The organism is Polaromonas sp. P1_G2 (assembly GCF_056405515.1).
The window spans coordinates 24,433-45,080 of record NZ_JBFUBY010000011.1 but is presented as its reverse complement, the minus strand read 5'-3'; the positions used below and the strand labels follow the sequence as shown (position 1 = coordinate 45,080).

The following is a 20,648-nucleotide window of genomic DNA, read 5'->3' as shown; positions in this document are numbered from 1 at the left end:
GTGCAGGGCCTGCCGGTCTGGATGATGGCGACCACCGAGCACCTGCCGATCTGGGTGGTCATCGTCTGCTACATCGCCATCGGCTTCGGCACCATGTTCGGCGGCTGGCGCATCGTCAAAACCATGGGCCAGAAGATCACCAAGCTCAAGCCCGTGGGCGGCTTTTGCGCCGAAACCGGTGGCGCGCTGACGCTGTTTCTGGCAACCGCGCTGGGCATTCCCGTTTCCACCACACACACCATCACCGGCGCCATCGTCGGCGTGGGCTCCACGCAGCGCGCCTCGGCGGTGCGCTGGGGCGTGGCCGGCAACATCGTCTGGGCCTGGATTTTCACCATTCCCGCTTCGGCCTTTGTCGCTGCGATCGCGTATTGGGTCAGTCTTCAGGTGTTCTGATCACTGGGATATTTTCTTCGCTTCTTCAACTTGATATTCGAAGTAGCGCTGGAAGCTGAACACGATGCTGGACATCAGTGAAATCGTGCCGAACAGCAGCGCAAACACCACCGCGCCTATGGTCAGCCAGTTGGTGTTGCCGGCCTGGGTGGCCGGTGTGCCGGCGTTGTGCAGCGCATTCCATTTTTCCGTCGGCATCAGGCCGTAGTAAATCGCGGTCAGGGCCGTGCCGGCCAGGGTGAAGCCCAGCAGGGGTATCAGCACCCAGGCGAGGTGGTCGTCCTGGCCGTACAGCCGCACGCGCTCCACGCCCCACCAGCCCAGGGCGGCGGCGATGGGATGCAGCCAGGCCCAGACGTCGCCCAGGCCGAACAGGTAAAGGCGATGCACGCCGAGCTGGCCGGTGATGAAGGCCAGCCAGGCGGCCAGGGTTTTGTTTTTGGGGGATTTGGGGGCGGAGGAGGCGGTCTGCATGCGGCGATTATGCGGCGTGCTGTTCGGGCGGCGGCTGCGTGTCGCCTGCGCCCAGGGTCTTTTCCATGATGACGATGTCGCGCCAGGCACCGAATTTCCAGCCGCAGGAGCGGACCGTGCCGACTTCGGTGAAGCCGAGCGAGCGGTGCACGCCCACCGAGCCGACATTGGCGGAGTCACCTATCACCGCCATGGCCTTGCGTATGCCCGCGGCCTCAAACCGTGCCAGCAGTTCGGCCAGCAGGGCGCGGCCCAGGCCCTTGCGGTGCTGGTCGGGGGCCAGGTAAATCGAGTCTTCCACCGAGAACCGGTAGGCCGGGCGCGGCTTGAACCAGTTGCCGTAGGCGAAGCCGGCGATCTGGCCGTCCTGCTCGGCGACGAGGTAGGGCAGGCCTTTGGACAGCACGTCGGCACGGCGGGTGGCCATATCGGCGACGCTGGGCGCTTCGGTTTCAAAGGTTMCCGTGCCGTGCAGCACATGGTGGCCGTAAATGGCGGTGATGGCGGGAATGTCTTCGTCGCGGCTGGGGCGTATGAGGGGCATGGAGGAGGGCGCGCAGGGCGGTTGGAGGCAGCGAAAGGCAGGGAAGAAGAGCGAATTTCCGGGAAAACCGTCCGGCAGGCTATAATCTCAGGCTTTGCAGCAATTCGCTGGCCGGGTGGCCATGTCGTGTGTCTCAAGCGCTGCAGAACATTGGGGTATCTACTTTACCGGTAAGCCCCACCACCCGAAGGATAAATCATGGTCGTCATTCGACTTGCACGCGGCGGTTCCAAGCACCGTCCTTTTTTCAACATTGTTGTGGCTGACAAACGCGTTCGCCGCGACGGCCGTTTCATTGAGCGCATCGGTTTTTACAACCCGATCGCCAAAGGTGGCGAAGAGAGCCTGCGCATTGCGCAAGACCGCCTGACCCATTGGATCGGTGTCGGCGCACAGCCGTCCCCGACCGTGGAGCGCCTGGTCAAGCAAGGCGCCGCCAAGGCCGCCTGATCTCCAGAAACTTATTCAAGTTTCGATGCAGCCCGGCCTCTCGCCGTCCGCGGGCTTGACACCCTCAAGCCTGCCGGGCGACGCCATCGAAGTCGGGCGCATCCTGGATGCCTGGGGCGTCAAGGGCTGGGTGAAAATCCTGCCGCACAGCACCGATCCAGAAGCGCTTTTCGCGGCTAAATCCTGGTTTTTGCAGGCGCCTGACGCCAAATTCCGCCCGGGTTTCACCCTGTTTTCCGGCACCGTCACGCTCAGCGTGGACGAGGCCAAAGTCCATTCCGATTCCGTCGTCGCCAAGTTCACCGGCCTGGACGACCGCAATGCCGCCGAGGCCTTGCGCGGCGCCCGCATCTTTTTGCCGCGCAGCAGCTTTCCCGCCGCCTCCAAGGACGAGTACTACTGGGTCGACCTGATCGGCCTGAAGGTGGTCAACCGCGAAGGCGTTGGCTTGGGGCTTGTACGCGACCTGATGGCCACCGGCCCGCATTCCGTGCTCTGCGTGGAATACACCACCCAGCAGGAAGATGGCAGCAGCGCCACCGCCGAACGCATGATTCCCTTTGTCTCGGTCTATGTCGACGCCGTCGACATCGCCGGCAAGTGCATCACCGTGGACTGGCAGCCCGACTACTGAGGCCTGCCGCTTTCCGGGGTCCCTTTCGGGGCCTTTCCCGTCCCATTTCCCCTCAGCGCCCGGCTCGCGCAAAATAGCCTTTCCATGCGCTTTGACGTCATCACCCTGTTTCCCGAACTCTTCGCGCCTTTCGTGGCCAGCGGCGTCACTCGCCGTGCCTATGAATCGGGCCTGGTCGAAGTCAAGCTCTGGAACCCGCGCGAATATGCCGACGGCAATTACCGCCGGGTGGACGACCGGCCATTTGGCGGCGGCCCCGGCATGGTGATGATGGCCGAGCCGCTGGCGCTGTGCCTCGCAGCCATCCACGCCGACCGCGCCGCCGCCGGTGCGCTCAAGGTGCCGACAGTGCTGTTTTCGCCCATAGGCAAGGTGCTGGACCATGCCGGCGTCGAAAGCTGGTCGGCCGGCGCCGGTGCGGTGCTGGTTTGCGGCCGCTACGAGGGGCTGGACCAGCGTTTCATCCAGGCCCACGTCGACCTGCAGATCAGCCTGGGCGACTTTGTGCTGTCGGGCGGCGAAGTCGCCGCCATGGCCCTGCTGGACGCGGTGGCCCGGCTGCAGCCCGGCGTGCTCAATGACGAAGGCAGCCACCAGTTCGACAGCTTCAACCCGGCGCTGGACGGCCTGCTTGACTGCCCGCACTACACCCGGCCTGAAAGCTGGCGCGGCCAGCCGGTGCCGGCCACCCTGATGTCGGGGAACCACGCCCACATCGAGCGCTGGCGGCGTGAGCGGCGGCTGGCGTTGACGCAACACGAGCGCCCCGAATTGGTGCAAAAAGCGCGTGAGAGTGGTCATTTGAGCGAAAGCGACGAGGCTTTTCTGGCCGATCTGGTCGAAAACCCGGACAAAGACGCTTGAGCAAAGCCTCGGCTTGCTATAATCAAAGGCTTTTCGATCCTCTGGCGGCCACCGCAACCATCTGAACCATCTCCGGATGAATCCATGGATTTGCGGTCTTTAGCGTAGCGCGTGCATGAACGAAAAAGTTAGATGGAAAAATCATGAATCTGATCCAGACCCTCGAGCAGGAAGAAATCTCCCGCCTCAACAAAACCATTCCCGCTTACGCACCTGGCGACACCGTCATTGTCAGCGTGAACGTGGTTGAAGGCACCCGCAAGCGTGTGCAGGCTTTTGAAGGCGTGGTGATTGCCAAGCGCAATCGCGGCCTCAATTCCAGCTTCATCGTCCGCAAGATCTCCAATGGCGAAGGCGTCGAGCGCACCTTCCAGGTGTACAGCCCGCTGATCGCCAAGATTGAAGTCAAGCGCCGCGGTGATGTGCGTCGCGCCAAGCTGTACTACCTGCGTAGCCGCAGCGGCAAATCCGCACGTATCAAGGAAAAGCTGGGCGCCAAGGCTGCGTAAAAGCAGCGTTGCCCCTGAAAAAGCCGCTCTCAATGAGCGGCTTTTTTGTGCCTGTTACGCTGTGCTCCTCTTCCTCTTCTCATGAACTCCTCCAAGCCGCTGCCCAAGTTTGACCCCCGCAGCATCCCGGTGCTGGGCAYTGACGACCACCTGGCCGGCGTGCCGATGGATCGGCTGTCGGCGCAGGCCCTGCGCGAGCGCTTCCGGCATCCGCCGGTCTGGACGCCCGAGCACAGCGTCGAGAAAAAATTCACCGACCGTACGCCGGCACTGGCAGCCGTGCTGGTGCCGCTGGTCATGCGCGACGAGTTGACCCTGTTGCTGACCGAACGCACCACCAACCTCTCCACGCATTCCGGCCAGGTCGCCCTGCCGGGCGGCCGCACGGACGACACCGACCGCGACGCGGTGGACACCGCCTTGCGTGAAGCCCACGAGGAAATCGGCCTGCCGCGCGACCATGTGGAGGTGCTGGGAACCTTGCCAACCTACGTCACCGGCACGGCCTTCATCATCACGCCGGTGGTGGCGTTGGTGAAGCCCGGCTTCGCGCTGCAGCCCAATCCCGGCGAAGTGGCCGATGTGTTCGAAGTGCCGTTAGGCTATCTGATGAACCCCGCCCACCACCGCCGCCACGAGTTCGAATTCGACGGCGTCATCCGGCAGTGGCTGTCCATGCCGTACTCCGACCCCTCCGGCGAAAGCGACAGCAGCGAAGCCCGCGAGCGCTATATCTGGGGCGCGACGGCCGGTATGCTGCGCAACCTCTACCGTTTTCTCAGCGCCTGAGGTCCCTCGGGGGCCCGCTATCAAGTCAAGCAGGGGCCGCGGGACTGGCTTAGCCAGACCGCAGGCGCAGCGGCCCCCTCGGGGGGCAGGGAGCTACACGCAGTGAGCGACCGTGGGGGCCAAGTTAWGATTCCAGCATGAGCTTTTTTGCCGTTTTGTTTGCACTCATCATCGAACAGGCCCGGCCACTGGCCCGTGGCAACTGGATCCATGCAGGCTTTCGCGRCTGGGCGCGCTGGACCAACCGCAGCCTGGACGCCGGCAAACCGCACCACGGCTGGATCGCCTGGACGGTCGCCGTCATGGTGCCGGCGCTRGTCACCATGCTGATCCACTGGCTGCTCTGGAACATCAACATCGTGCTGGCTTTTGCCTGGAGCGTGGCAATCCTGTATGTCACGCTGGGCTTCCGCCAATTCAGCCATTACTTCACCGACATACGCGACGCGCTGGACGACGGCGATGAGGCCACGGCGCGCGAACTGCTGGCCCAGTGGCGGCAGGTGGATGCCAGCGAACTGCCACGCAGTGAAATCGTGCGCCATGTCATTGAGTATTCGGTGCTGGCCGCGCATCGCCACGTCTTCGGCGTGCTGGGTTGGTTTTCGGTGCTGGCCGCGCTGGGCCTGGGGCCGGCGGGCGCGGTGCTGTATCGCATGAGCGAATTCGTTTCGCGTTACTGGGCCTACAAACGCAAAACCGCCGCAGCGGCGGGCGAGGGCGCCAGCATGGCGCTGCAACTGGCCGCCAGCCGCGCCTGGGGCGTGATCGACTATGTGCCGGCGCGTGTCACATCGCTAGGCTTCGCGGTCGTCGGCAGTTTTGAGGACGCGATCGACGCCTGGCGCACCTATACGCAGCGCTTCCCGGCGAATGCGCCTTCGGCTTCCGAGAACCGCAACGACGGCATCATCCTGGCCGCCACCTCCGGCGCCGTCAACGTGCGCCTGGGCGGCGAGGTGCTCAAGGCCACCTTCTCACCGGACAGTTCCCAAGGCTTCCAGGCCGGCGGGCTTGATGCGGAAGACGGCATCGCCACCGAGGCCACGCCGGGCCGCGAGCCCGAAGTCGCGCACCTGCGCAGCATCGTGGGGCTGGTGTGGCGCTCCGTGGTGCTCTGGATGGTGTTGCTGGCCTTGCTGACGCTGGCCCGCCTGCTCGGCTGAGCGGCCCGCCGCTCAAACACTTCCCTCAATACCGGCTCTGCGAGAGCTCCGCGAACAGTTCGCTGTACAGGCGATAGCGGTTGGCGCTGATGCTGCTGGGATGGTCGGTCGCATTGACCTCCGCAATCACGCCGCAGCCCGGTTCATGCAGGTGCGTGCAGTTGTAGAACTTGCAGTCCTGGGCGTGGATCTTCAGGTCCGGCATGTAGCCGGCCAGGCGCATGGGCTCGATGTGGTGCAGGCCGAATTCCTGGAATCCCGGCGAATCGATCAATGCCGTGGCCCGCGTGTTTCCGTCGCCGGTGTCCACCCAATACAGCGTCGTGCTGGTGGTGGTGTGCTTGCCTGAGTTGAGGGCCTGCGAGATTTCGGCGGTCAGCACGCGTGCCCCGGGCACCAGCAGGTTGGTCAGGCTGCTTTTGCCGGCGCCTGAGGGCCCCAGCACCAGGGTTTTTTTGCCGCGCAGCAGTTCGACCAGTTCCTGCAATTCCGCCGCTTGGGTGGTCGCCGGCCTGGAGCCTTCGGCTTTGGGCTTGATCGCGAGCGAGAGCATGCGGTAGCCCATGGTCCTGTAGGGTGCCAGCTTGGCCCATGCACGAGTGAAGGGCTCGCCCAGGTCGCTTTTGTTGAGCGCGATAACGGGCGTGATGCCTTCGGCTTCGGCGGCGATCAGGGCGCGGGTCAACTGGCTTTCCGAGAATTCGGGTTCGGCGGCGATCAGGATCAGCACCTGGTCCAGGTTGGCCGCGAAGGACTTGGTGCGCATCTCGTCCTGGCGGTAAAACAGGTTGCTGCGCTCCTCGATTTTTTCGATCGTGCCCTCGTCTTCCGAAGGCAGCCAGCGGATGCGGTCACCGACCACGGCCTGGCTTTTTTTGCCGCGCGGGTGGCAGATCAGGCGCTCGCCGGCCTCGGTTTCCACCAGCACGTGGCGGCCGAAGCCGGCCACCACCAGCCCCGGCTGCGTCCCCGTCATGGGGGCCGCTGCAGGGCGTTGCGGTTTGCTCAAGCCAGCAGGGCGTCTACCTTCGACGCGCAGAAGAAGTCGCTGACGGAAACGCCGTCCACATCGTGCGTATTGAAGCGCACCGTGCATTTACCGTAGCTCACCGCGAGGTCGGGATGGTGGTCCTCGGCGTTGGCGATGAAGGCCAGCGCGTTCACGAAGGCGATGGTCTCGTAGTAGTTTTTGAAGCTGTAGGTTTTTTCCAGCGAGCCGTCGATCAGGCGCCAGCCCAGTGCTTGCTCGCCGTTGAGTTTGCTCAGCTGCGTGACGATCTCGGTGGCGCTCAGGGCCCGGCGGTTCTGGTGGATGGGGTTGCTCATGTCGCGGCGCTTTCAAGGGAAGGGGTCATGCGGCCCAGCCGCTCGGAAGCCGGCGGGTGCGAGTAGTAGAACTTCACGAACACCGGGTCGGGCGTCAGTGTGCTGGCATTGTCCTGGTAGAGCTTGAGCAGCGCGCTCTGCAAGTCCTTGCCGTCCGTCTGGCCGACGGCATAGGCATCGGCCTCGAACTCGTGCTTGCGCGAGAACTGGGCGAACAGCGGCGAGATAAAAAAGCTGAACAGCGGCACCACCAGCAAAAACAGCAGCAAGGCCAGCGCGTCGTTGGCGCCATCCAGGTTGGGGCGCACGCCCAGGCCCGTGTAAAACCACACCTGCGACGACAGCCAGCCCAGCAGCGCGAAGCCTGCCAGGCTCATGGCGAACATGGAGACGATGCGCTTGATGATGTGTTTGTGCTTGAAGTGCCCTAGCTCATGGGCCAATACGGCATCGACCTCGCCGGGGTTCAGCTGCTTGAGCAGGGTGTCGTAAAACACCACGCGCTTGGCCGCGCCGAAGCCGGTGAAGTAGKCATTGGCATGGGCAGAGCGCTTGCTGCCGTCCATGACGAACAGTCCTTTGGCCGCGAAGCCGCAGCGCTGCATCAGGGCCGTCACGCGTGCCTTCAGCGCTTCATCTTCGAGCGGCTTGAACTTGTTGAACATGGGCGCGATGACGGTGGGGTAGAGCACCAGCACCAGAAGGTTGAAGCCCATCCAGGCACCCCAGGCCCAGAGCCACCAGAGGCGGCCCGCGCTGCCCATCAGCCACAGGATCAGCGCCACGATGGGCAAGCCTATGACCAGGCCCACCAGCGTGGATTTCACGAGGTCGGCCAGCCAGAGCTTGAACGTCATCTTGTTGAAGCCGAAACGCTCCTCGATGCGGAAGGTGCTGTACAGCGTGAAGGGCAAATCCAGCACACCGCTGATCAGGCCGAWGGCGCCCAGCAGGGCCAGTTGGGGAAGCAGGGTGCCGTAAGCGCCCAGGCTGGAGCCGGCCAGTGCCTGGTTCAGCGCGTCTATGCCGCCCAGCAGGGTCCAGCCCAGCAGTACGGCGGCGCCAAACGCCATCTCCARCATGCCGAAGCGGGCCTTGGCGATGGTGTAGTCGGCTGCCTTCTGGTGCGCTTCGAGCGAGATGGTGCCGGCAAATGCCGCGGGCACGGCGCCGCGGTGGCGCGCCACGTGGCGGATCTGCCGCGAAGCCAGGTAGAACTTGGCCAGCAGGCCCAGCACCAGCACGGCTGAGAACACCCCGGTGAAAACAAGCGAATAGTCGGTCATAGCGGGCAGTTTAGGCGATCAGCGAGAATCGGAGCATGCCCGAAATTGAAACCACACTCAAAAAATCAGACCAGAACCTCGTCTGGCTGGACTGCGAAATGACCGGGCTGGACCCGGAAAAAGAACGCATTATTGAAATCGCCGTGATCGTCACCGGCCCGCAACTTACCCCGCGCATCGAAGGCCCGGTCCTGGCCATCCACCAAACCGACGAATTGCTGGACCAGATGGACAGCTGGAACAAAGGCACCCACGGCCGCAGCGGCCTGATCGACAAGGTCAAGGCCAGCACCGTGAGCGAGGCGGATGCCGAGGCGCAGATCCTGGCCTTTCTTGCCCAGTACGTTCCCAAGGGCAGTTCGCCCCTGTGCGGCAACACCATCAGCCAGGACAGGCGCTTCCTGGTCAAGTACATGCCCAAGCTGGAGGCTTTTTTGCACTATCGCAACGTCGATGTCAGCACTTTCAAGGAGCTGGCCAAGCGCTGGCGGCCGGAGGTCTACAGCGCTTTCAAGAAGCGCCAAAGCCACACGGCACTGGCCGACGTGCACGAATCCATCGACGAACTGGAACACTACCGGGAACATTTCCTGAAGTGATTTTCGGCCTCTTTTCGATTTAGCGAGGCTGGGCATGCGCTGGTTGCTCCTGAAATGAGAGCGATTGGCGGTGGTGATGGCAGTTAACCAATAAGAGACTGGTAGAAACCCGTAAAGCACGCTATAATCGTGGGCTTGCAGTTGCACTGGGTGCGCTGCATTTGTACATCTACCTCACACTTTTGGACTCCACAACGGAGTCACCGCTTCGGGTACAGCACCAACATCCTTGTTGATCGCTCGTTACCCAAGCTGCATATTCGTTTGATGGTTGATGTTTTATTAACCATGAACGAAGCCTTCCGCATCGCGGGAGGTGAAGTTTCCTGTTCCTTCGCCAAAAGCGCTGCGGACAGGTGATTAGTGAGAAACACATGACTGACTCTTTTGAGGCACGTGGCGACTTTTTGCCCGAAGCCATTGCCGCCGACAACATCGACACTGGTTTCAACGCCGCTCCGGATTTTTCCGATGCGCTTGAAGCAACTCCAACTTCGCTCGACGCCATCGTGGCCGAGCCCAACGGTTTTGTAGCGCTTGGCCTGGCCAAGGAACTGCTGCAGGCTGTCGCCGACATGGGCTTCACCAAGCCCACCGCCGTGCAGATGGCCACCATCCCCAAGGCCATGCAAGCTTTGGACGCCGACCCCAAGGCCACCAAGTTCACCGACTTGCTGGTTTCCAGCCAGACCGGTAGCGGCAAGACCGCCGCTTTCCTGTTGCCCGTGCTGCACACCCTGCTCAAGCAGCAGGAAGAAGCCGAGCGCTTTGAGCGCTCCGAGTTTGAGCGCCTGAGCGCAGAAGCCGTCGCCCGCGGCGAAACCCCGCTGAAAAAGCCCAAGCGCAAAGACCCGACCAGCCCCCGCAACTTCAAGGCCGCCACGCCCGGTGCGCTGATCCTGTGCCCCACGCGCGAGCTGGCCCAGCAGGTTTGCGCCGACGCCATCGACCTGGTTCGCCATTGCCGCGGCCTGCGCGTTGCCAACGTTGTTGGCGGCATTCCTTACCAATTGCAAATCGCCAAGCTGCAGAACGCCAACCTCGTGGTTGCAACGCCCGGCCGCCTGCTCGATTTGCAGCGCAGCATGCAGATCAAGCTGGACCAGGTGCAGTTCCTCGTCGTCGACGAAGCCGACCGCATGCTGGACCTCGGTTTTGCCGATGACCTGACCGAAGTCAACCAGCTCACGATCGAGCGCAAGCAGACCATGATGTTCAGCGCTACCTTCGCGCCCCGCATCATGCAACTGGCCACCCGCGTCATGCGCACGCCGCAGCGCGTCGAAATCGACTCGCCGCACGAAAAGCATGCGTCCATCACGCAATCTTTGCTGTGGGCCGACAACATGACCCACAAGCGCAAGCTGCTGGATCACCTGCTGCGCGACACCACCATCAACCAGGCCATCGTGTTTGCGAGCACCCAGGTTGAATGCGACGGCCTGGCCAACGACCTGGTGCAAGAAGGCTTCAGCGCCGTGGCGCTGCACGGCGCGCTGGGCCAGGGCCTGCGCAACCGCCGCCTGATGGCTTTCCGTGACGGCCGCGTGCAAGTCCTGGTGGCAACCGACGTGGCCGCCCGCGGCCTCGACGTGCCCACCATCACCCACGTGATCAACTACGGTCTGCCCATGAAAGCCGAAGACTATGTGCACCGCATCGGCCGCACCGGCCGTGCCGGCCGCGAAGGCGTGGCTGTCACGATCGCCGAGTTCCGTGATCGCCGCAAGATCCAGGACATCGAACACTACATGCAGCAGAACCTCAAGCCCAGCGTGATCGCCGGCCTGGAGCCGCAGCAGCGCTTCGCCCCCACGTCCGATCGCCCACGCGGCAACTTCGGCGGTGACCGCGGCGGCCGCAGCTTCGGCGGCGGCGGTGGTGACCGTGGCGGCTATGCCGGCCGCAAGCCGGCAGGTGGTTTCGGTAACGGCGGCTTTGCCGGTTTTGGCAACAACCGCGATGACCGTGGTGGCGATCGCGGCGGAGACCGCGGCGCCTTCCAGGGCCGTCCTCCCGCACCGCAAGGCGGCAACAACTACGCGGACCGTTCGGGCTTCAATGACCGCGGCCCGCGCCGCCAGGATGACCGCGGCTTCGGCGGCGGCAACAACAACGCCGGCTTCGCCCAGCGTGACGACCGCAACTTCGCCCCCCGTAACGAGGGCTTTGCTTCCCGCAATGAAGGTTTCGCGCCGCGCCCCGACTTCGCCAACCGCAAGCCTGGTTTCGCCAAGCCTGCAGGCAAGGTGTTCGTGCCCCGCGACGCGGCTAAGAAGCCCGGCAAGTTCTCCAAGCCCTTCCGCGATTGATGCTTAAATAATCATCGCGCGGTAACGGCAAATAAAAAAGCCGCTGCAGACATTGTCTGCAGCGGCTTTTTTTATGGGCGGCAATGGCCTGCGTCGCGACCTGGGGCTTATCCGCCCTTGGTGCCTGTCTCCTTCACGACCAACGCGCGCTCAAAACCCCATTCATACAAAGCGGTTTTCAATCGCGCCAATGCCGTCGATTTCGACGCGCACCACGTCGCCCGCCTTGAGGTAGCGCGGCGGCGTCATACCCATGCCCACGCCGGCCGGTGTGCCGGTGGCGATCACGTCGCCCGGGTAAAGGGTGATGCCGCGCGAGCAGGTTTCTATCAGCGTCGAAATGTCGAAGATCAGGTCCGTGGTCAGCCCGTCCTGGCGCAGCTCGCCGTTGACCCAGCCGCGCACGCGGGTGCGCGTGCCGTCGAGTTCGTCGGCCGTGACGATCCAAGGGCCCATGGGGCAAAAGGTGTCAAAGGACTTGCCGAGGTCCCATTGTTGGTGGCGCATCTGCACGTCGCGCGCGGTCACGTCGTTGACGATGGTGTAGCCGAACACATGCCCCATGGCCTCCGCGCGCGCGATGTTGCGGCCACCCGTGCCGATGACGACGGCGAGCTCCGATTCATAGTCGATCTGCTCCGATACGCCCATCGGCAACACCACATCGTCATGCGGCCCCACCACACATTCAGGCACCTTGGTGAAGACGATGGGCCAGGATTCGGGGTTGGCATTGTTGTTCTTGAAAACCGAGGCCGACAGTTCCTTGGCATGGGCGTGGTAGTTGCGGCCCACGCAAAAGATATTGCGGCGCGGCAGCGGCAGAGGTGCTTCCAGCCTGACAGCGCTGATGGCGATGCTTCCGCTGCCTTGCAAGGCGGCTTGCGCGAGGTCGCCGCCCGCCATGATGAGCGGCAATGCGCCTGTGCGTGCCTGCTCGGGCGTCATGTCAAACGGCGTGACGCTCTGGCCGTCATTCGAAACGAGGCCGACGTGGCGCCGGCCCTGGTACTGGAAAGTCGCGATGCGCAATCTTGTCTCCTGTTGTGGGCCATGCCGGCCTTTGGTGAGGCCTCTTTGCGGCCTTTTCATTTTGGCCATCGTAGAACCAAGAGCTACCAATGTGCAACCACGCAGTGCAAGTTCAACGTGGTTTTTCGGGAAAATACCCCCTATTAATCGTGCGTAATTTGCAAGAAAATGTAGATAAACCAATTGAAGCCAATTTGACGAATCATGCGGTCTTCAACCACAGGCCACTATCATCGGAACCGATCCTCCATTTCCCTGTTCACACCACTTCGACCCAGCCCATGAACAGCGCAACAGCCCTGCAGGAAGCCATCCTCGACAACCTGAAGTCGCGTAAATGGCGCGCGGGCCACCGCATTCCGACCGAGCGCAGCTTCAGCGAGCAAAGCGGCCTGAGCCGCGCGGCCGTTCGCCGCGTGCTGGCGGGCTTGAAGGAGCGGGGCCTGATCACCCAGACGGTGGGCAGCGGCACTTATGTCAGCGCGCATATCGCCGAATCGCTGGCCGCCATGGCTGAAGGCGGACCGGCGCGCTCGGCCAGCCCGGCCGAACTCATGAGCGCCCGGCTGGCGCTGGAGCCGGCCATCATCGAGATGGTCATAGGCAATGCCAACTCAGCCGACTTCGAGCGCATGCACGAATGCTGCACCAAGGCCGAAGCGGCCACCACGCTGGAAGACTTCGAGCGCTGGGACAGCCTGCTGCATGAGGTCATCGCCGATTCCGCGCACAACAGCTTTATCTCCGGCGTCTTTCGCATGATGAACCAGGCGCGCTCCGACGCCGAGTGGGGCATGCTCAAGCGCCGCAGCGCCACGCCCGAGCGCCGGCTGGATTACCAGCGCGAGCATCGCGCGCTGGTCGACGCCCTGCAGCAGCGGGACGCGCAGCGAGCGCGTGAACTCTGCGTAGCGCACCTGGTGCATGTGCGCACCAATATGCTCGGCCACTAGCGCGGCCACTGAAGCTATGATGCGATGGCGGCGCCGGCGGTCCGGCGCCTCTCGAAAAACACATCGACATGCACGCAGCCGCCTGGCCTCCTCTTTCAAAAAACTGATGCTTTGCTTCCGCGCGCCCGGACACCCGTCCTGACACAAGGCTGAAGCACTGCCCGCACCCGCCGGACCGACCCAGGCCGGGTGCCTGATCCCGACCGCCTTTTTCATTCGCGACGATCCCGCATCGTCCGCGCGGTCACGTTCATCTCATTTTTTGGAAACCGTCATGTCCCTGTTCAATACCCTGGTGGCCTTGGCCATCCCGCTGGCGCCGCGTGCGTTGATCCGCAAAGTCTCGCGCCGCTATATCGCCGGCGACACCGTGGCCGATGCGATCAACCGCATCGCAGCGCTCAATGCCGCTGGTTTTTCTGCAACTGTCGACGTCCTGGGCGAAACCGTCGAATCCCTGTCCCAAGCCGACGACACAACGCGTGAATACCTCAAGGTGCTCGAAGCGATCGCGCGTGACGGGCTGCGCGCGAACATCTCGGTCAAGCCGACCGCGCTGGGCCTGCTGCTCGACGCGGCCCATTGCGAGCGCAACCTGGAACGCCTGCTCGACGCAGCGAAGGCGAGCTCAACGTTTGTGCGCATCGATATGGAGGACGTGAGCTGCACACAGCGCGAGATCGACTTGTTGCTGCGCCTGAAAAAGCGCGGATATGCCAATGTCGGCCTGGTGCTGCAGGCCTACCTCAAGCGCACCGATTGCGATATCGGCCCGCTGCTCGGCGCGGCTGAAAACCTGCGCATCTGCAAGGGCATCTATGTCGAGGCGCGCGAGCATCTCGTGGAAGGCGCCTGGCACGACCGGCGCGCGATCAACCCGCACTTCCTGCGCCAGGTCGCGCGTTGTTTCGAAAGTGGCACCTTTGTCGGCGTCGCGACGCATGACGAGGAGCTTGTGGGCCAGGTGATCGCGCTGGCGCGTAGCCGGCTTGTGGCCAACACGGCGTTTGAGTTCCAGATGCTGCTCGGCGTGTGCGAAGGCCTGCGGGATCGCCTGCTGACCGAGGGTTATGCGGTCCGCATCTACGTGCCCTGCGGCAAGGACTGGTACGGCTACAGCATGCGGCGCATCAAGGAAAATCCGCGCATCGCGGGTTACCTGGTGTGCGCCCTGTTGATGCGCTAAGCGCGTCAGCTCATGCCGTTGCGGCTGGCCAGTTCGACAAACAAGGCAGACTGGTCCAGGTCCGTCAGGCCGTTCTCCACGCCCTCGGCATAAAGCCGCTCGAACAGCGCCGTGATGGGCGCCTCAAAGCCGATCTCCTGGGCGGTCGCCAGCGCGTTGCGCATGTCCTTGAGCTGGATGTCCATGCGGGCGCGCGGCGCGAAGTCGCGCTCCAGCATGCGCTGGCCGTGCAGTTGCAGCACGCGGCTGTCGGCGAAGCCGCCGGTGATCGCCTCCCTGACTTTTGCCATGTCGGCGCCACCGCGCGAGGTGAAGAGCAGCGCCTCGGCCACCGCCCCTATGGTGATGCCCACAATCATCTGGTTGGCCAGCTTGGTGAGCTGGCCGCTGCCATGCGGGCCCACGTGGATCGCGTGCCCGAAGTGCTTGAGCACCGGCAGGACTCTCGCGAAGTCTTCCGCCCGACCGCCGGCCATGATGGCCAGCGTGCCGCTTTCCGCGCCGCCGGGGCCGCCCGACACAGGCGCGTCGAGGTGGGAAATGCCCAGCGCGCCCAGGCGCGCCGCATGGTCGCGTGCTTCGCGCGGCTGGATGGACGCCATGTCGAGAAACAGCGCGCCGGGCTTCATTGCGGCGGCCACGCCTTGCGCGAAAAGCACGGCTTCGACCACCGGGCCGCTTTCCAGCATGCCGATGACGATGTCGGCCCCGGCCACCGCGGCCTCGGCGCGCGCGTGGACTACCGCGCCCAGCGCGGCCAGCGGCCCGGCCTTGGCCTGCGTGCGGTTCCATACCTGCGGCGCATAGCCGGCCTCGCCGAGGCGCCTGGCCATGGGAAGCCCCATGATGCCCGTGCCCAGAAAGGCAATGCGGGGAAGGGGCATGTCGCTGGCGTTGGTCATTCGTGTCCTCAAAATGGCTTTCAGCCATCATGAAGCAGGCGGCGCGAGAAGGCTGTCAGCGAGCTTTCTAGGCGGCGTTTCCGGCTGCTTTTTACGCGGCTTTTTTCAGGGCCGGCGCGAACATGGCTTCCATTTCCCGGCGCACCGTGTAGGCGGGGGTGGAGGTGTCCATGGCGACGTCGTTCCAGCTCAGGCTTTGGCCTTTTTTGACCGCGCGCACCACCTTGACCTGGTGCGCCAGGCCCAGCGGCAGGCCGCCCATCTTCATCGAGGTGTCGGCGGGCAGCAGCTTGCCCCAGACGGTATAGCCGCCTTCGCCGTCCAGCATGTCGCCGGGCTGCAGGTCGCGCTTGGCCGTGGCCACCACGTCGGCGTTCCAGCAGGTCGCCACGCCGGTCGGTTCGCCGCGTAGCGCGACACTGGCGACCGACACGCCGACCTCCAGGCCTATCAGGTGCCAGCGTTTGTACAGCGTGAAGTAGCGCCCGCTGGGGTCGGTGTGGGCGTTGTATTCCTCAAAGCAGTTCTTGATGTAGTCGGTCTCGGCCTCGACCGTCACCCAGACGCCCATGCGGATGTCGTAGGGAATCTTGCGGCCGTTGGCTTCCAGTGATGAAATGACTTCCACCATGCCTTTGCGCTCCWGCACGCCGCCCTCGCTGATGGGGCGAGTGACATAGGGAATGTCTTCCACACTGGCCGGCGGGTAGAGCAAGCCGTTGCTGGGCACGGTCAGGCCCGTGGCGTTGGCCACCGCGGTTGATTCGATGGACGGCTTGGAGCCGTCGAGAAAGCTGTTGAACATCTTCGGGTTCAGCCCGCCGCGCGCGGCCTGCTCGGGCGTGAGGCCGTAGTTGCCCCAGACCGTCTCGGGCGTGGATTCGCAGAAATGCGGCAGCCACTTGTKGCCGCGGCCCGCCGCCACCACCGGGAAGCCGCAGGTGCGTGCCCAGTCCACCAGGTCGCAGATCAGCGCCGGCTGGTCGCCGAAGGCCAGCGAATACACCACACCGGCCTCAGCCGCCTTGCGCGCCAGCAGCGGGCCGCAAAAAGCGTCGGCCTCCACCGTGACGTTGACCACGTGCTTGCCGTGCGCGAAGGCCTGCAGGCAATGCTCCACCGCGGCGATCGGGTTGCCGGTGCACTCCACGATGATGTCGATCTGCGGATGCGTGACCACCGCCTGCCAGTCGTCGGTGATCCAGGTCGTGCCGGCCCTGATCGCCGCCTGCGCCGAGGCGGCCTGGGCCATCTCGGGTTTCCATCCCACGCGCGCGAGGTTGCCGCGTGCCGCGTCGGGCGAGAGGTCGGCGATCGCGACCAGGTGCACGCCCGGCGTGCGCGGGATTTGCGCCAGGTACATGGAGCCGAATTTTCCGGCGCCTATCAGGCCTATACGCACCGGTTTTCCCTCGGCCGCGCGTTGCTGGAGCTTTGTATAGAGGTTCATGGGTTCAGGCCGCCTTGCGTTCTGGCGCGATCTCTTCCATCGAGGTTTGCAGCGCCGAAGCCGGCACGCCGTCCTTCCACGGCAGGTCCACCGGGTAGTCTCTCAGCAGGCAGTCGTCGGGCAGGCAACTGATGGGCGTGAAGTCGCGGTGGGCGATATATTCGGGGCGCTTGTGGCGGCGAATGTGGTTGCTAATGGCGCACAGGCTCAGGTAGACGCTGACCCGGTTGAAGGGCGAGAGGTTGCTGCCCGAGGCATGGACCAGGCAGGAATGGAACAAAATCATCGAGCCGGCCGGGCCCTTGGGGCTGACGATGCCGCCCTGCTTTCCGCCGGCGCGTTGCACCAGCTGGCGAATCAGGTCGTTGTCCACCGTCCACAGGGGATAGCTGGTGGTGGTGAGGTCGTGCTTCGCATCGACCACGCCTTTTTTGTGGCTACCGGGAATGAACATCAGAGGGCCGTTGTGCTCGGTCACGTCGTCCAGGAAGATGGCCACGTTCATCGCGCGTTCGGTCGGCATCATGTCGTCGTTAAGCCAGGTGCCGTAGTCCTGGTGCCACTGCCAGACATCGCCTTCAAAGGCCATCTTGCCGTTGATCTTGAACTGGTGCATGTAGAGCTGCTCGCCCAGCAGGTCTTCCACCGGTTCGATCATGCGCGGGTGCCTTGCGAGCCGGGCAAACGGTTCGCTGTACATGTGCGCCGCGAAATTGGTCCGCACCGCGTCCTTGCCTTTTTCGCGGATGTTGTAGTCCTCGCGCCGCTCGTAGAGCTCGGGCACGGCGTCGTTGAGCGTGCGGGTTTCTTCCGGCGTGAACAGGCCGGGGAAAAACAGGTAACCGTCGCGGTCGAATTGCGCAAGTTGTTCAGGGCTGAGTCTCATCGCGTGTTTCCTTCGGTGTTTGTTCGGGGCTTCAGGGGGCGGTGGAAGCGGCGGGTCGGCCCAGCGCGCTGGACAGCAGCGTCGCCAGGTTGTGGCCGGCTTCCTCGTCGTGCTCGCGTATCAGCGACTCGGCCTTGCCAGCGTCGCCTGCGGCGATGGCCTGGGCGATCGCCTCGTGCTCGTCCCAGATCGATTCGCGCATGGTCGACACCTGCAGCACGGCGCCCATGGCGCGGCGTATGTGGTGCCAGTGCAGCTGCGCGCTCTGGGCGATCAGCGGGTTGCCCGAGGCTTGGTAAATCGCCGCGTGAAAACGCGCATCGGCTGCCATCATGGCCTTGACGTCGCTGCCGCGGGCGGCTTTGCGGCCCTGGCTGATCAGTTGCGGATCGAGCCGGGCACGGGCCTGCGCCGCCAGCCGGGCGGCCAGCGCATCGAGCGCGCTGCGCACCTGGTAGATCTGCACCAGCGAGGCCACGTCCAGTGGCGCGACCAGCACGCCGCGGCCGGGGGCGTCCAGCACAAAACCGTCTTTCTTGAGCAGGCGCAGCGCCTGCAACACCGGCTGGCGCGAGACCGCGAGCTGCGCGGCAATCTCTTCCTGCGTGATGCGCGCGCCTGGCGCCAGCGAGCCTTCGCTGATGGCGTCCAGCAGGCTGCGGTAGACCTGGTCGACCAGGTCAGGGGTGGATTCGATTTTGATCAGTTGGGATGTCATATCTGTACTCTGTATACAGAATACGTTGATCTGGGGAGCAAGAGATTCCGGGTTTACCCGCATCCAGTGGTCTGTGGGCCTGGCTGTGCCAAGATGGCGGCCGCTGAATGCCATTTGCCACTTTTCTCAGGAGAACAACAATGAATCCTTTTGATCCCGCCTGGCTGGACCGCATGTACAACAACCGGGCGCTGGTGCCCGACCACCCGGCCTATTTCGCGCGCTGGGCAGCGGATTCACAAGCCGTCCGCAAGCGCCTGCCTTGCCAGGTGGACGTGCCTTATGGCAACCATGCGGGTGAAACGCTGGATGTGTTTCCGGCCAGCGGCTTTGGCACGCAAGGCGCCAGGCCGGGCAAGGGCGCACCGGTGCTGGTGTTCATCCACGGCGGCTACTGGCGCGCGCTCGACAAGTCCGACCATTCCTTCATCGTGCCTCCTTTCACGGAGGCAGGCGCCTGTGTGGTCGTGCCTAACTACGCCCTGTGCCCGGCGGTGACGATTCCCGACATCACCCTGCAGATGGTCAAGGCCCTGGCCTGGACCTGGCGCCACATCGCCCGCTACGGCGGCGACCCCAGCCGCATCACGGTGGCCGGGCACTCGGCCGGCGGCCACCTGGCGGCCATGCTGCTGCTCTGCGACTGGAAGGCCTATGCCGGCGATCTGCCGGCGGACTTGGTCAAGAATGCGCTGTCGATTTCAGGCATTTACGACCTGGAGCCGATGCGCCATGCGCCCTTCGTCAAGGACTCGCTCAAGCTCACGCCCGAACAGGTTGCCAAAGCCAGCCCGGCCCTGCTGCCGGCGCCGCGCCGCGGCACGCTCTACAGTGTGGCGGGGGCCGATGAAAGTGCCGAATTCCTGCGCCAGAACCTGCTGATCCAGCAGGCCTGGGGCGAGGGCGTCGTGCCGGTCTGTGAATCGCATTTGCGCTGCAACCATTTCAGCGCGCTGGATGCGCTGGCCGACACCGGGCACCGGCTGCACAGCCTGGCGCTGGACCTGCTGGGACTGGGCGCGACCCGCAGCTAGGCAGGATTTACATCAGCAAGTGCTCACCGGCGTTGTCGCCGCCCAGCGTGACGTAGTTGACCTTGCGGATGTCCAGCAGTTTGGTGCCGCCGGCATAGCTGATGGAGCTCTGGATGTCTTCCTCCATCTCGCGCAGCGTGTCGGCCAGCGTGCCCTTGACGGGCTCCAGGATGCGCTTGCCTTCGACGTGTTTGTATTCGCCCTTGTTGAAGTCCGAGGCGCTGCCGTAGTACTCCTTGAAGAGCTTGCCGTCGACCTCCACGGTCTTGCCGGGGCTTTCTTCCAGCCCGGCGAGCATGGAGCCGATCATCACCATGGTCGCACCGAAGCGCACTGATTTCGCGATGTCGCCGTGCTCGCGTATGCCGCCGTCGGCAATGATGGGTTTGGTGGCCACGCGCGCGCACCACTTGAGCGCCGACAGCTGCCAGCCGCCCGTGCCGAAGCCGGTCTTCATCTTGGTGATGCAGACCTTGCCCGGGCCTATGCCGACCTTGGTCGCGTCGGCGCCCCAGTTCTCAAGGTCTATCACCGCCTCGGGCGTGCCCACGTTGCCGGCGATCACGAAGGATGCCGGCAGTTTCTGCTTGAGGTAGGCGATCATCTTTTGCACCGTGTCGGCATGGCCGTGCGCGATGTCGATGGTGATGTACTCGGGCACCAGGCCTTCGGCCGCCAGGCGGTCCACCGTGTCGTAGTCGGGTTTTTTCACGCCCAGCGAGATGGAAGCGTAGGCGCCGCGGGCCTTCATGTCCTTGACGAACTGGACGTTGTCCAGGTCGAAGCGGTGCATCACATAGAAGTAACCGTTCTTCGCCATCCAGGCGCAGATCTCCTCGTTGACCACCGTTTTCATGTTGGCCGGCACCACCGGGATGCGAAAGCTGCGCCCACCCAGCGTGGCGCTGGCGTCGCACTCGGAACGGCTCTCCACGCGGCATTTGCGCGGCAGCAGCAGGATGTTGTCGTAGTCGAAGATTTCCATGATTCCCAAGCCTTTGAAAAACTGTTGAAGAACAGAAGGCGCTTGGACTGGACCGGCTTTGCGGCAGGCGCTTGCAGTGTGGGCAAGGCTGAAACAAGAAACCGGGCGCAATTGCTTGGGCCCGGTGATTGATTCTATGCGCCTCTCATGCCG

Annotated in this window: 23 protein-coding genes; 12 read left to right on the top strand and 11 right to left on the bottom strand. The window is 63.9% G+C overall.

The window, feature by feature from the left end; translation table 11 throughout:
• A partial coding sequence (locus tag AC1D0P_RS02685) for an inorganic phosphate transporter (protein ID WP_477675272.1) occupies positions 1-396 on the top strand: 396 nt, incomplete at its 5' end.
• Here AC1D0P_RS02685 and AC1D0P_RS02680 read toward each other — a convergent pair.
• Entirely contained in the window at positions 397-870 is a 474-nt protein-coding gene (locus AC1D0P_RS02680; protein ID WP_477675271.1) for a hypothetical protein, read from the bottom strand. It abuts the gene before it with no gap.
• Positions 871-877: 7 nt separating this feature from the next.
• Positions 878-1,414, bottom strand: coding sequence for an N-acetyltransferase family protein (locus tag AC1D0P_RS02675; protein ID WP_477675270.1), 537 nt, complete (start codon positions 1,412-1,414; stop codon positions 878-880).
• A gap of 198 nt (positions 1,415-1,612) precedes the next feature.
• Between AC1D0P_RS02675 and rpsP the strand changes: the two genes are divergently transcribed.
• From rpsP to AC1D0P_RS02645, 6 genes are all read left to right on the top strand, one after another.
• On the top strand, positions 1,613-1,864 hold the full coding sequence (rpsP, locus tag AC1D0P_RS02670) for a 30S ribosomal protein S16 (protein ID WP_436157853.1): 252 nt from the start codon (positions 1,613-1,615) through the stop codon (positions 1,862-1,864).
• Positions 1,865-1,889: 25 nt separating this feature from the next.
• On the top strand, positions 1,890-2,498 hold the full coding sequence (rimM, locus tag AC1D0P_RS02665; RefSeq protein ID WP_477675269.1) for a ribosome maturation factor RimM: 609 nt from the start codon (positions 1,890-1,892) through the stop codon (positions 2,496-2,498).
• Between the two features lie 84 nt (positions 2,499-2,582).
• Entirely contained in the window at positions 2,583-3,362 is a 780-nt protein-coding gene (trmD, locus tag AC1D0P_RS02660; protein WP_477675268.1) for a tRNA (guanosine(37)-N1)-methyltransferase TrmD, read from the top strand.
• Positions 3,363-3,505: 143 nt separating this feature from the next.
• On the top strand, positions 3,506-3,871 hold the full coding sequence (rplS, locus tag AC1D0P_RS02655) for a 50S ribosomal protein L19 (protein ID WP_436157850.1): 366 nt from the start codon (positions 3,506-3,508) through the stop codon (positions 3,869-3,871).
• A gap of 81 nt (positions 3,872-3,952) precedes the next feature.
• Positions 3,953-4,660, top strand: a complete 708-nt coding sequence (locus AC1D0P_RS02650) for a CoA pyrophosphatase (protein ID WP_477675267.1) — start codon at positions 3,953-3,955, stop codon at positions 4,658-4,660.
• A gap of 137 nt (positions 4,661-4,797) precedes the next feature.
• The gene (locus AC1D0P_RS02645) at positions 4,798-5,826 is read left to right on the top strand and encodes a CobD/CbiB family protein (RefSeq protein ID WP_477675266.1); all 1,029 of its coding nucleotides are present in this window, start codon (positions 4,798-4,800) and stop codon (positions 5,824-5,826) included.
• Between the two features lie 25 nt (positions 5,827-5,851).
• Here AC1D0P_RS02645 and rsgA read toward each other — a convergent pair whose 3' ends face one another.
• The 3 genes from rsgA to AC1D0P_RS02630 are packed head-to-tail and all read right to left on the bottom strand — an operon-like array spanning position 5,852 to position 8,438.
• Complete coding sequence (gene rsgA / locus AC1D0P_RS02640) at positions 5,852-6,835, bottom strand: ribosome small subunit-dependent GTPase A (protein ID WP_477675265.1); 984 nt, start codon at positions 6,833-6,835, stop codon at positions 5,852-5,854.
• A complete protein-coding gene (locus tag AC1D0P_RS02635; protein ID WP_436157846.1) occupies positions 6,832-7,152 on the bottom strand; it encodes a 4a-hydroxytetrahydrobiopterin dehydratase in 321 nt (106 codons plus the stop codon). Before AC1D0P_RS02635 ends, rsgA begins: the two co-directional genes overlap by 4 nt.
• Entirely contained in the window at positions 7,149-8,438 is a 1,290-nt protein-coding gene (locus tag AC1D0P_RS02630; protein ID WP_477675264.1) for a M48 family metallopeptidase, read from the bottom strand. The genes AC1D0P_RS02635 and AC1D0P_RS02630 overlap by 4 nt, the downstream gene beginning before the upstream one ends.
• Before the next feature lie 35 nt (positions 8,439-8,473).
• Between AC1D0P_RS02630 and orn the strand changes: the two genes are divergently transcribed.
• Positions 8,474-9,037, top strand: coding sequence for an oligoribonuclease (orn, locus tag AC1D0P_RS02625; RefSeq protein WP_436157844.1), 564 nt, complete (start codon positions 8,474-8,476; stop codon positions 9,035-9,037).
• Between the two features lie 374 nt (positions 9,038-9,411).
• Positions 9,412-11,349, top strand: coding sequence for a DEAD/DEAH box helicase (locus AC1D0P_RS02620; RefSeq protein WP_477675263.1), 1,938 nt, complete (start codon positions 9,412-9,414; stop codon positions 11,347-11,349).
• Between the two features lie 162 nt (positions 11,350-11,511).
• Here the strand turns inward: AC1D0P_RS02620 and AC1D0P_RS02615 are convergent, their stop codons facing one another.
• A complete protein-coding gene (locus AC1D0P_RS02615) occupies positions 11,512-12,381 on the bottom strand; it encodes a fumarylacetoacetate hydrolase family protein (protein ID WP_477675262.1) in 870 nt (289 codons plus the stop codon).
• Between the two features lie 281 nt (positions 12,382-12,662).
• On the opposite strand from AC1D0P_RS02615, the gene AC1D0P_RS02610 reads away from it, so the two are divergent.
• On the top strand, positions 12,663-13,334 hold the full coding sequence (locus tag AC1D0P_RS02610) for a FadR/GntR family transcriptional regulator (protein WP_477675261.1): 672 nt from the start codon (positions 12,663-12,665) through the stop codon (positions 13,332-13,334).
• A 274-nt stretch (positions 13,335-13,608) separates the two neighbouring features.
• Positions 13,609-14,520: a proline dehydrogenase family protein gene (locus AC1D0P_RS02605; protein ID WP_477675260.1), complete on the top strand. Its 912-nt coding sequence runs from the start codon at positions 13,609-13,611 to the stop codon at positions 14,518-14,520.
• A 5-nt stretch (positions 14,521-14,525) separates the two neighbouring features.
• Here AC1D0P_RS02605 and AC1D0P_RS02600 read toward each other — a convergent pair whose 3' ends face one another.
• The 4 genes from AC1D0P_RS02600 to AC1D0P_RS02585 form a co-directional block, all read right to left on the bottom strand.
• Complete coding sequence (locus AC1D0P_RS02600; protein WP_477675259.1) at positions 14,526-15,422, bottom strand: NAD(P)-dependent oxidoreductase; 897 nt, start codon at positions 15,420-15,422, stop codon at positions 14,526-14,528.
• Between the two features lie 91 nt (positions 15,423-15,513).
• Positions 15,514-16,872 carry an NAD(P)H-dependent oxidoreductase gene (locus AC1D0P_RS02595; RefSeq protein ID WP_477675258.1) on the bottom strand — a complete coding sequence of 453 codons (1,359 nt, stop codon included), beginning with the start codon at positions 16,870-16,872 and terminating at the stop codon, positions 15,514-15,516.
• 4 nt (positions 16,873-16,876) lie between these two features.
• Positions 16,877-17,758 (bottom strand): phytanoyl-CoA dioxygenase family protein, encoded by an 882-nt coding sequence (locus AC1D0P_RS02590; RefSeq protein WP_477675257.1) that lies wholly within the window; start codon positions 17,756-17,758, stop codon positions 16,877-16,879.
• A 31-nt stretch (positions 17,759-17,789) separates the two neighbouring features.
• Entirely contained in the window at positions 17,790-18,476 is a 687-nt protein-coding gene (locus tag AC1D0P_RS02585; protein WP_477675256.1) for a GntR family transcriptional regulator, read from the bottom strand.
• A 140-nt stretch (positions 18,477-18,616) separates the two neighbouring features.
• Here AC1D0P_RS02585 and AC1D0P_RS02580 point away from each other — a divergent pair, with 140 nt between their 5' ends.
• The gene (locus AC1D0P_RS02580; protein ID WP_477675255.1) at positions 18,617-19,510 is read left to right on the top strand and encodes an alpha/beta hydrolase; all 894 of its coding nucleotides are present in this window, start codon (positions 18,617-18,619) and stop codon (positions 19,508-19,510) included.
• 7 nt (positions 19,511-19,517) lie between these two features.
• On the opposite strand, the gene AC1D0P_RS02575 is transcribed toward AC1D0P_RS02580, so the two are convergent.
• Positions 19,518-20,495, bottom strand: a complete 978-nt coding sequence (locus tag AC1D0P_RS02575) for a GMP reductase (RefSeq protein ID WP_477660682.1) — start codon at positions 20,493-20,495, stop codon at positions 19,518-19,520.
• Between the last annotated feature and the right edge of the window lie 153 nt (positions 20,496-20,648).

Bases quoted from the DNA above. Each gene is read 5' to 3' on its own strand.
- AC1D0P_RS02680 (WP_477675271.1), bottom strand. From the start codon at position 870: ATGCAGACCGCCTCCTCCGCCCCCAAATCCCCCAAAAACAAAACCCTG.
- AC1D0P_RS02600 (WP_477675259.1), bottom strand. From the start codon at position 15,422: ATGACCAACGCCAGCGACATGCCCCTTCCCCGCATTGCCTTTCTGGGC.
- rplS (WP_436157850.1), top strand. From the start codon at position 3,506: ATGAATCTGATCCAGACCCTCGAGCAGGAAGAAATCTCCCGCCTCAAC.
- AC1D0P_RS02585 (WP_477675256.1), bottom strand. From the start codon at position 18,476: ATGACATCCCAACTGATCAAAATCGAATCCACCCCTGACCTGGTCGAC.
- AC1D0P_RS02575 (WP_477660682.1), bottom strand. From the start codon at position 20,495: ATGGAAATCTTCGACTACGACAACATCCTGCTGCTGCCGCGCAAATGC.
- AC1D0P_RS02610 (WP_477675261.1), top strand. From the start codon at position 12,663: ATGAACAGCGCAACAGCCCTGCAGGAAGCCATCCTCGACAACCTGAAG.
- trmD (WP_477675268.1), top strand. From the start codon at position 2,583: ATGCGCTTTGACGTCATCACCCTGTTTCCCGAACTCTTCGCGCCTTTC.
- rimM (WP_477675269.1), top strand. From the start codon at position 1,890: ATGCAGCCCGGCCTCTCGCCGTCCGCGGGCTTGACACCCTCAAGCCTG.
- rpsP (WP_436157853.1), top strand. From the start codon at position 1,613: ATGGTCGTCATTCGACTTGCACGCGGCGGTTCCAAGCACCGTCCTTTT.
- AC1D0P_RS02620 (WP_477675263.1), top strand. From the start codon at position 9,412: ATGACTGACTCTTTTGAGGCACGTGGCGACTTTTTGCCCGAAGCCATT.
- AC1D0P_RS02605 (WP_477675260.1), top strand. From the start codon at position 13,609: ATGTCCCTGTTCAATACCCTGGTGGCCTTGGCCATCCCGCTGGCGCCG.
- AC1D0P_RS02590 (WP_477675257.1), bottom strand. From the start codon at position 17,758: ATGAGACTCAGCCCTGAACAACTTGCGCAATTCGACCGCGACGGTTAC.
- orn (WP_436157844.1), top strand. From the start codon at position 8,474: ATGCCCGAAATTGAAACCACACTCAAAAAATCAGACCAGAACCTCGTC.
- AC1D0P_RS02580 (WP_477675255.1), top strand. From the start codon at position 18,617: ATGAATCCTTTTGATCCCGCCTGGCTGGACCGCATGTACAACAACCGG.
- AC1D0P_RS02635 (WP_436157846.1), bottom strand. From the start codon at position 7,152: ATGAGCAACCCCATCCACCAGAACCGCCGGGCCCTGAGCGCCACCGAG.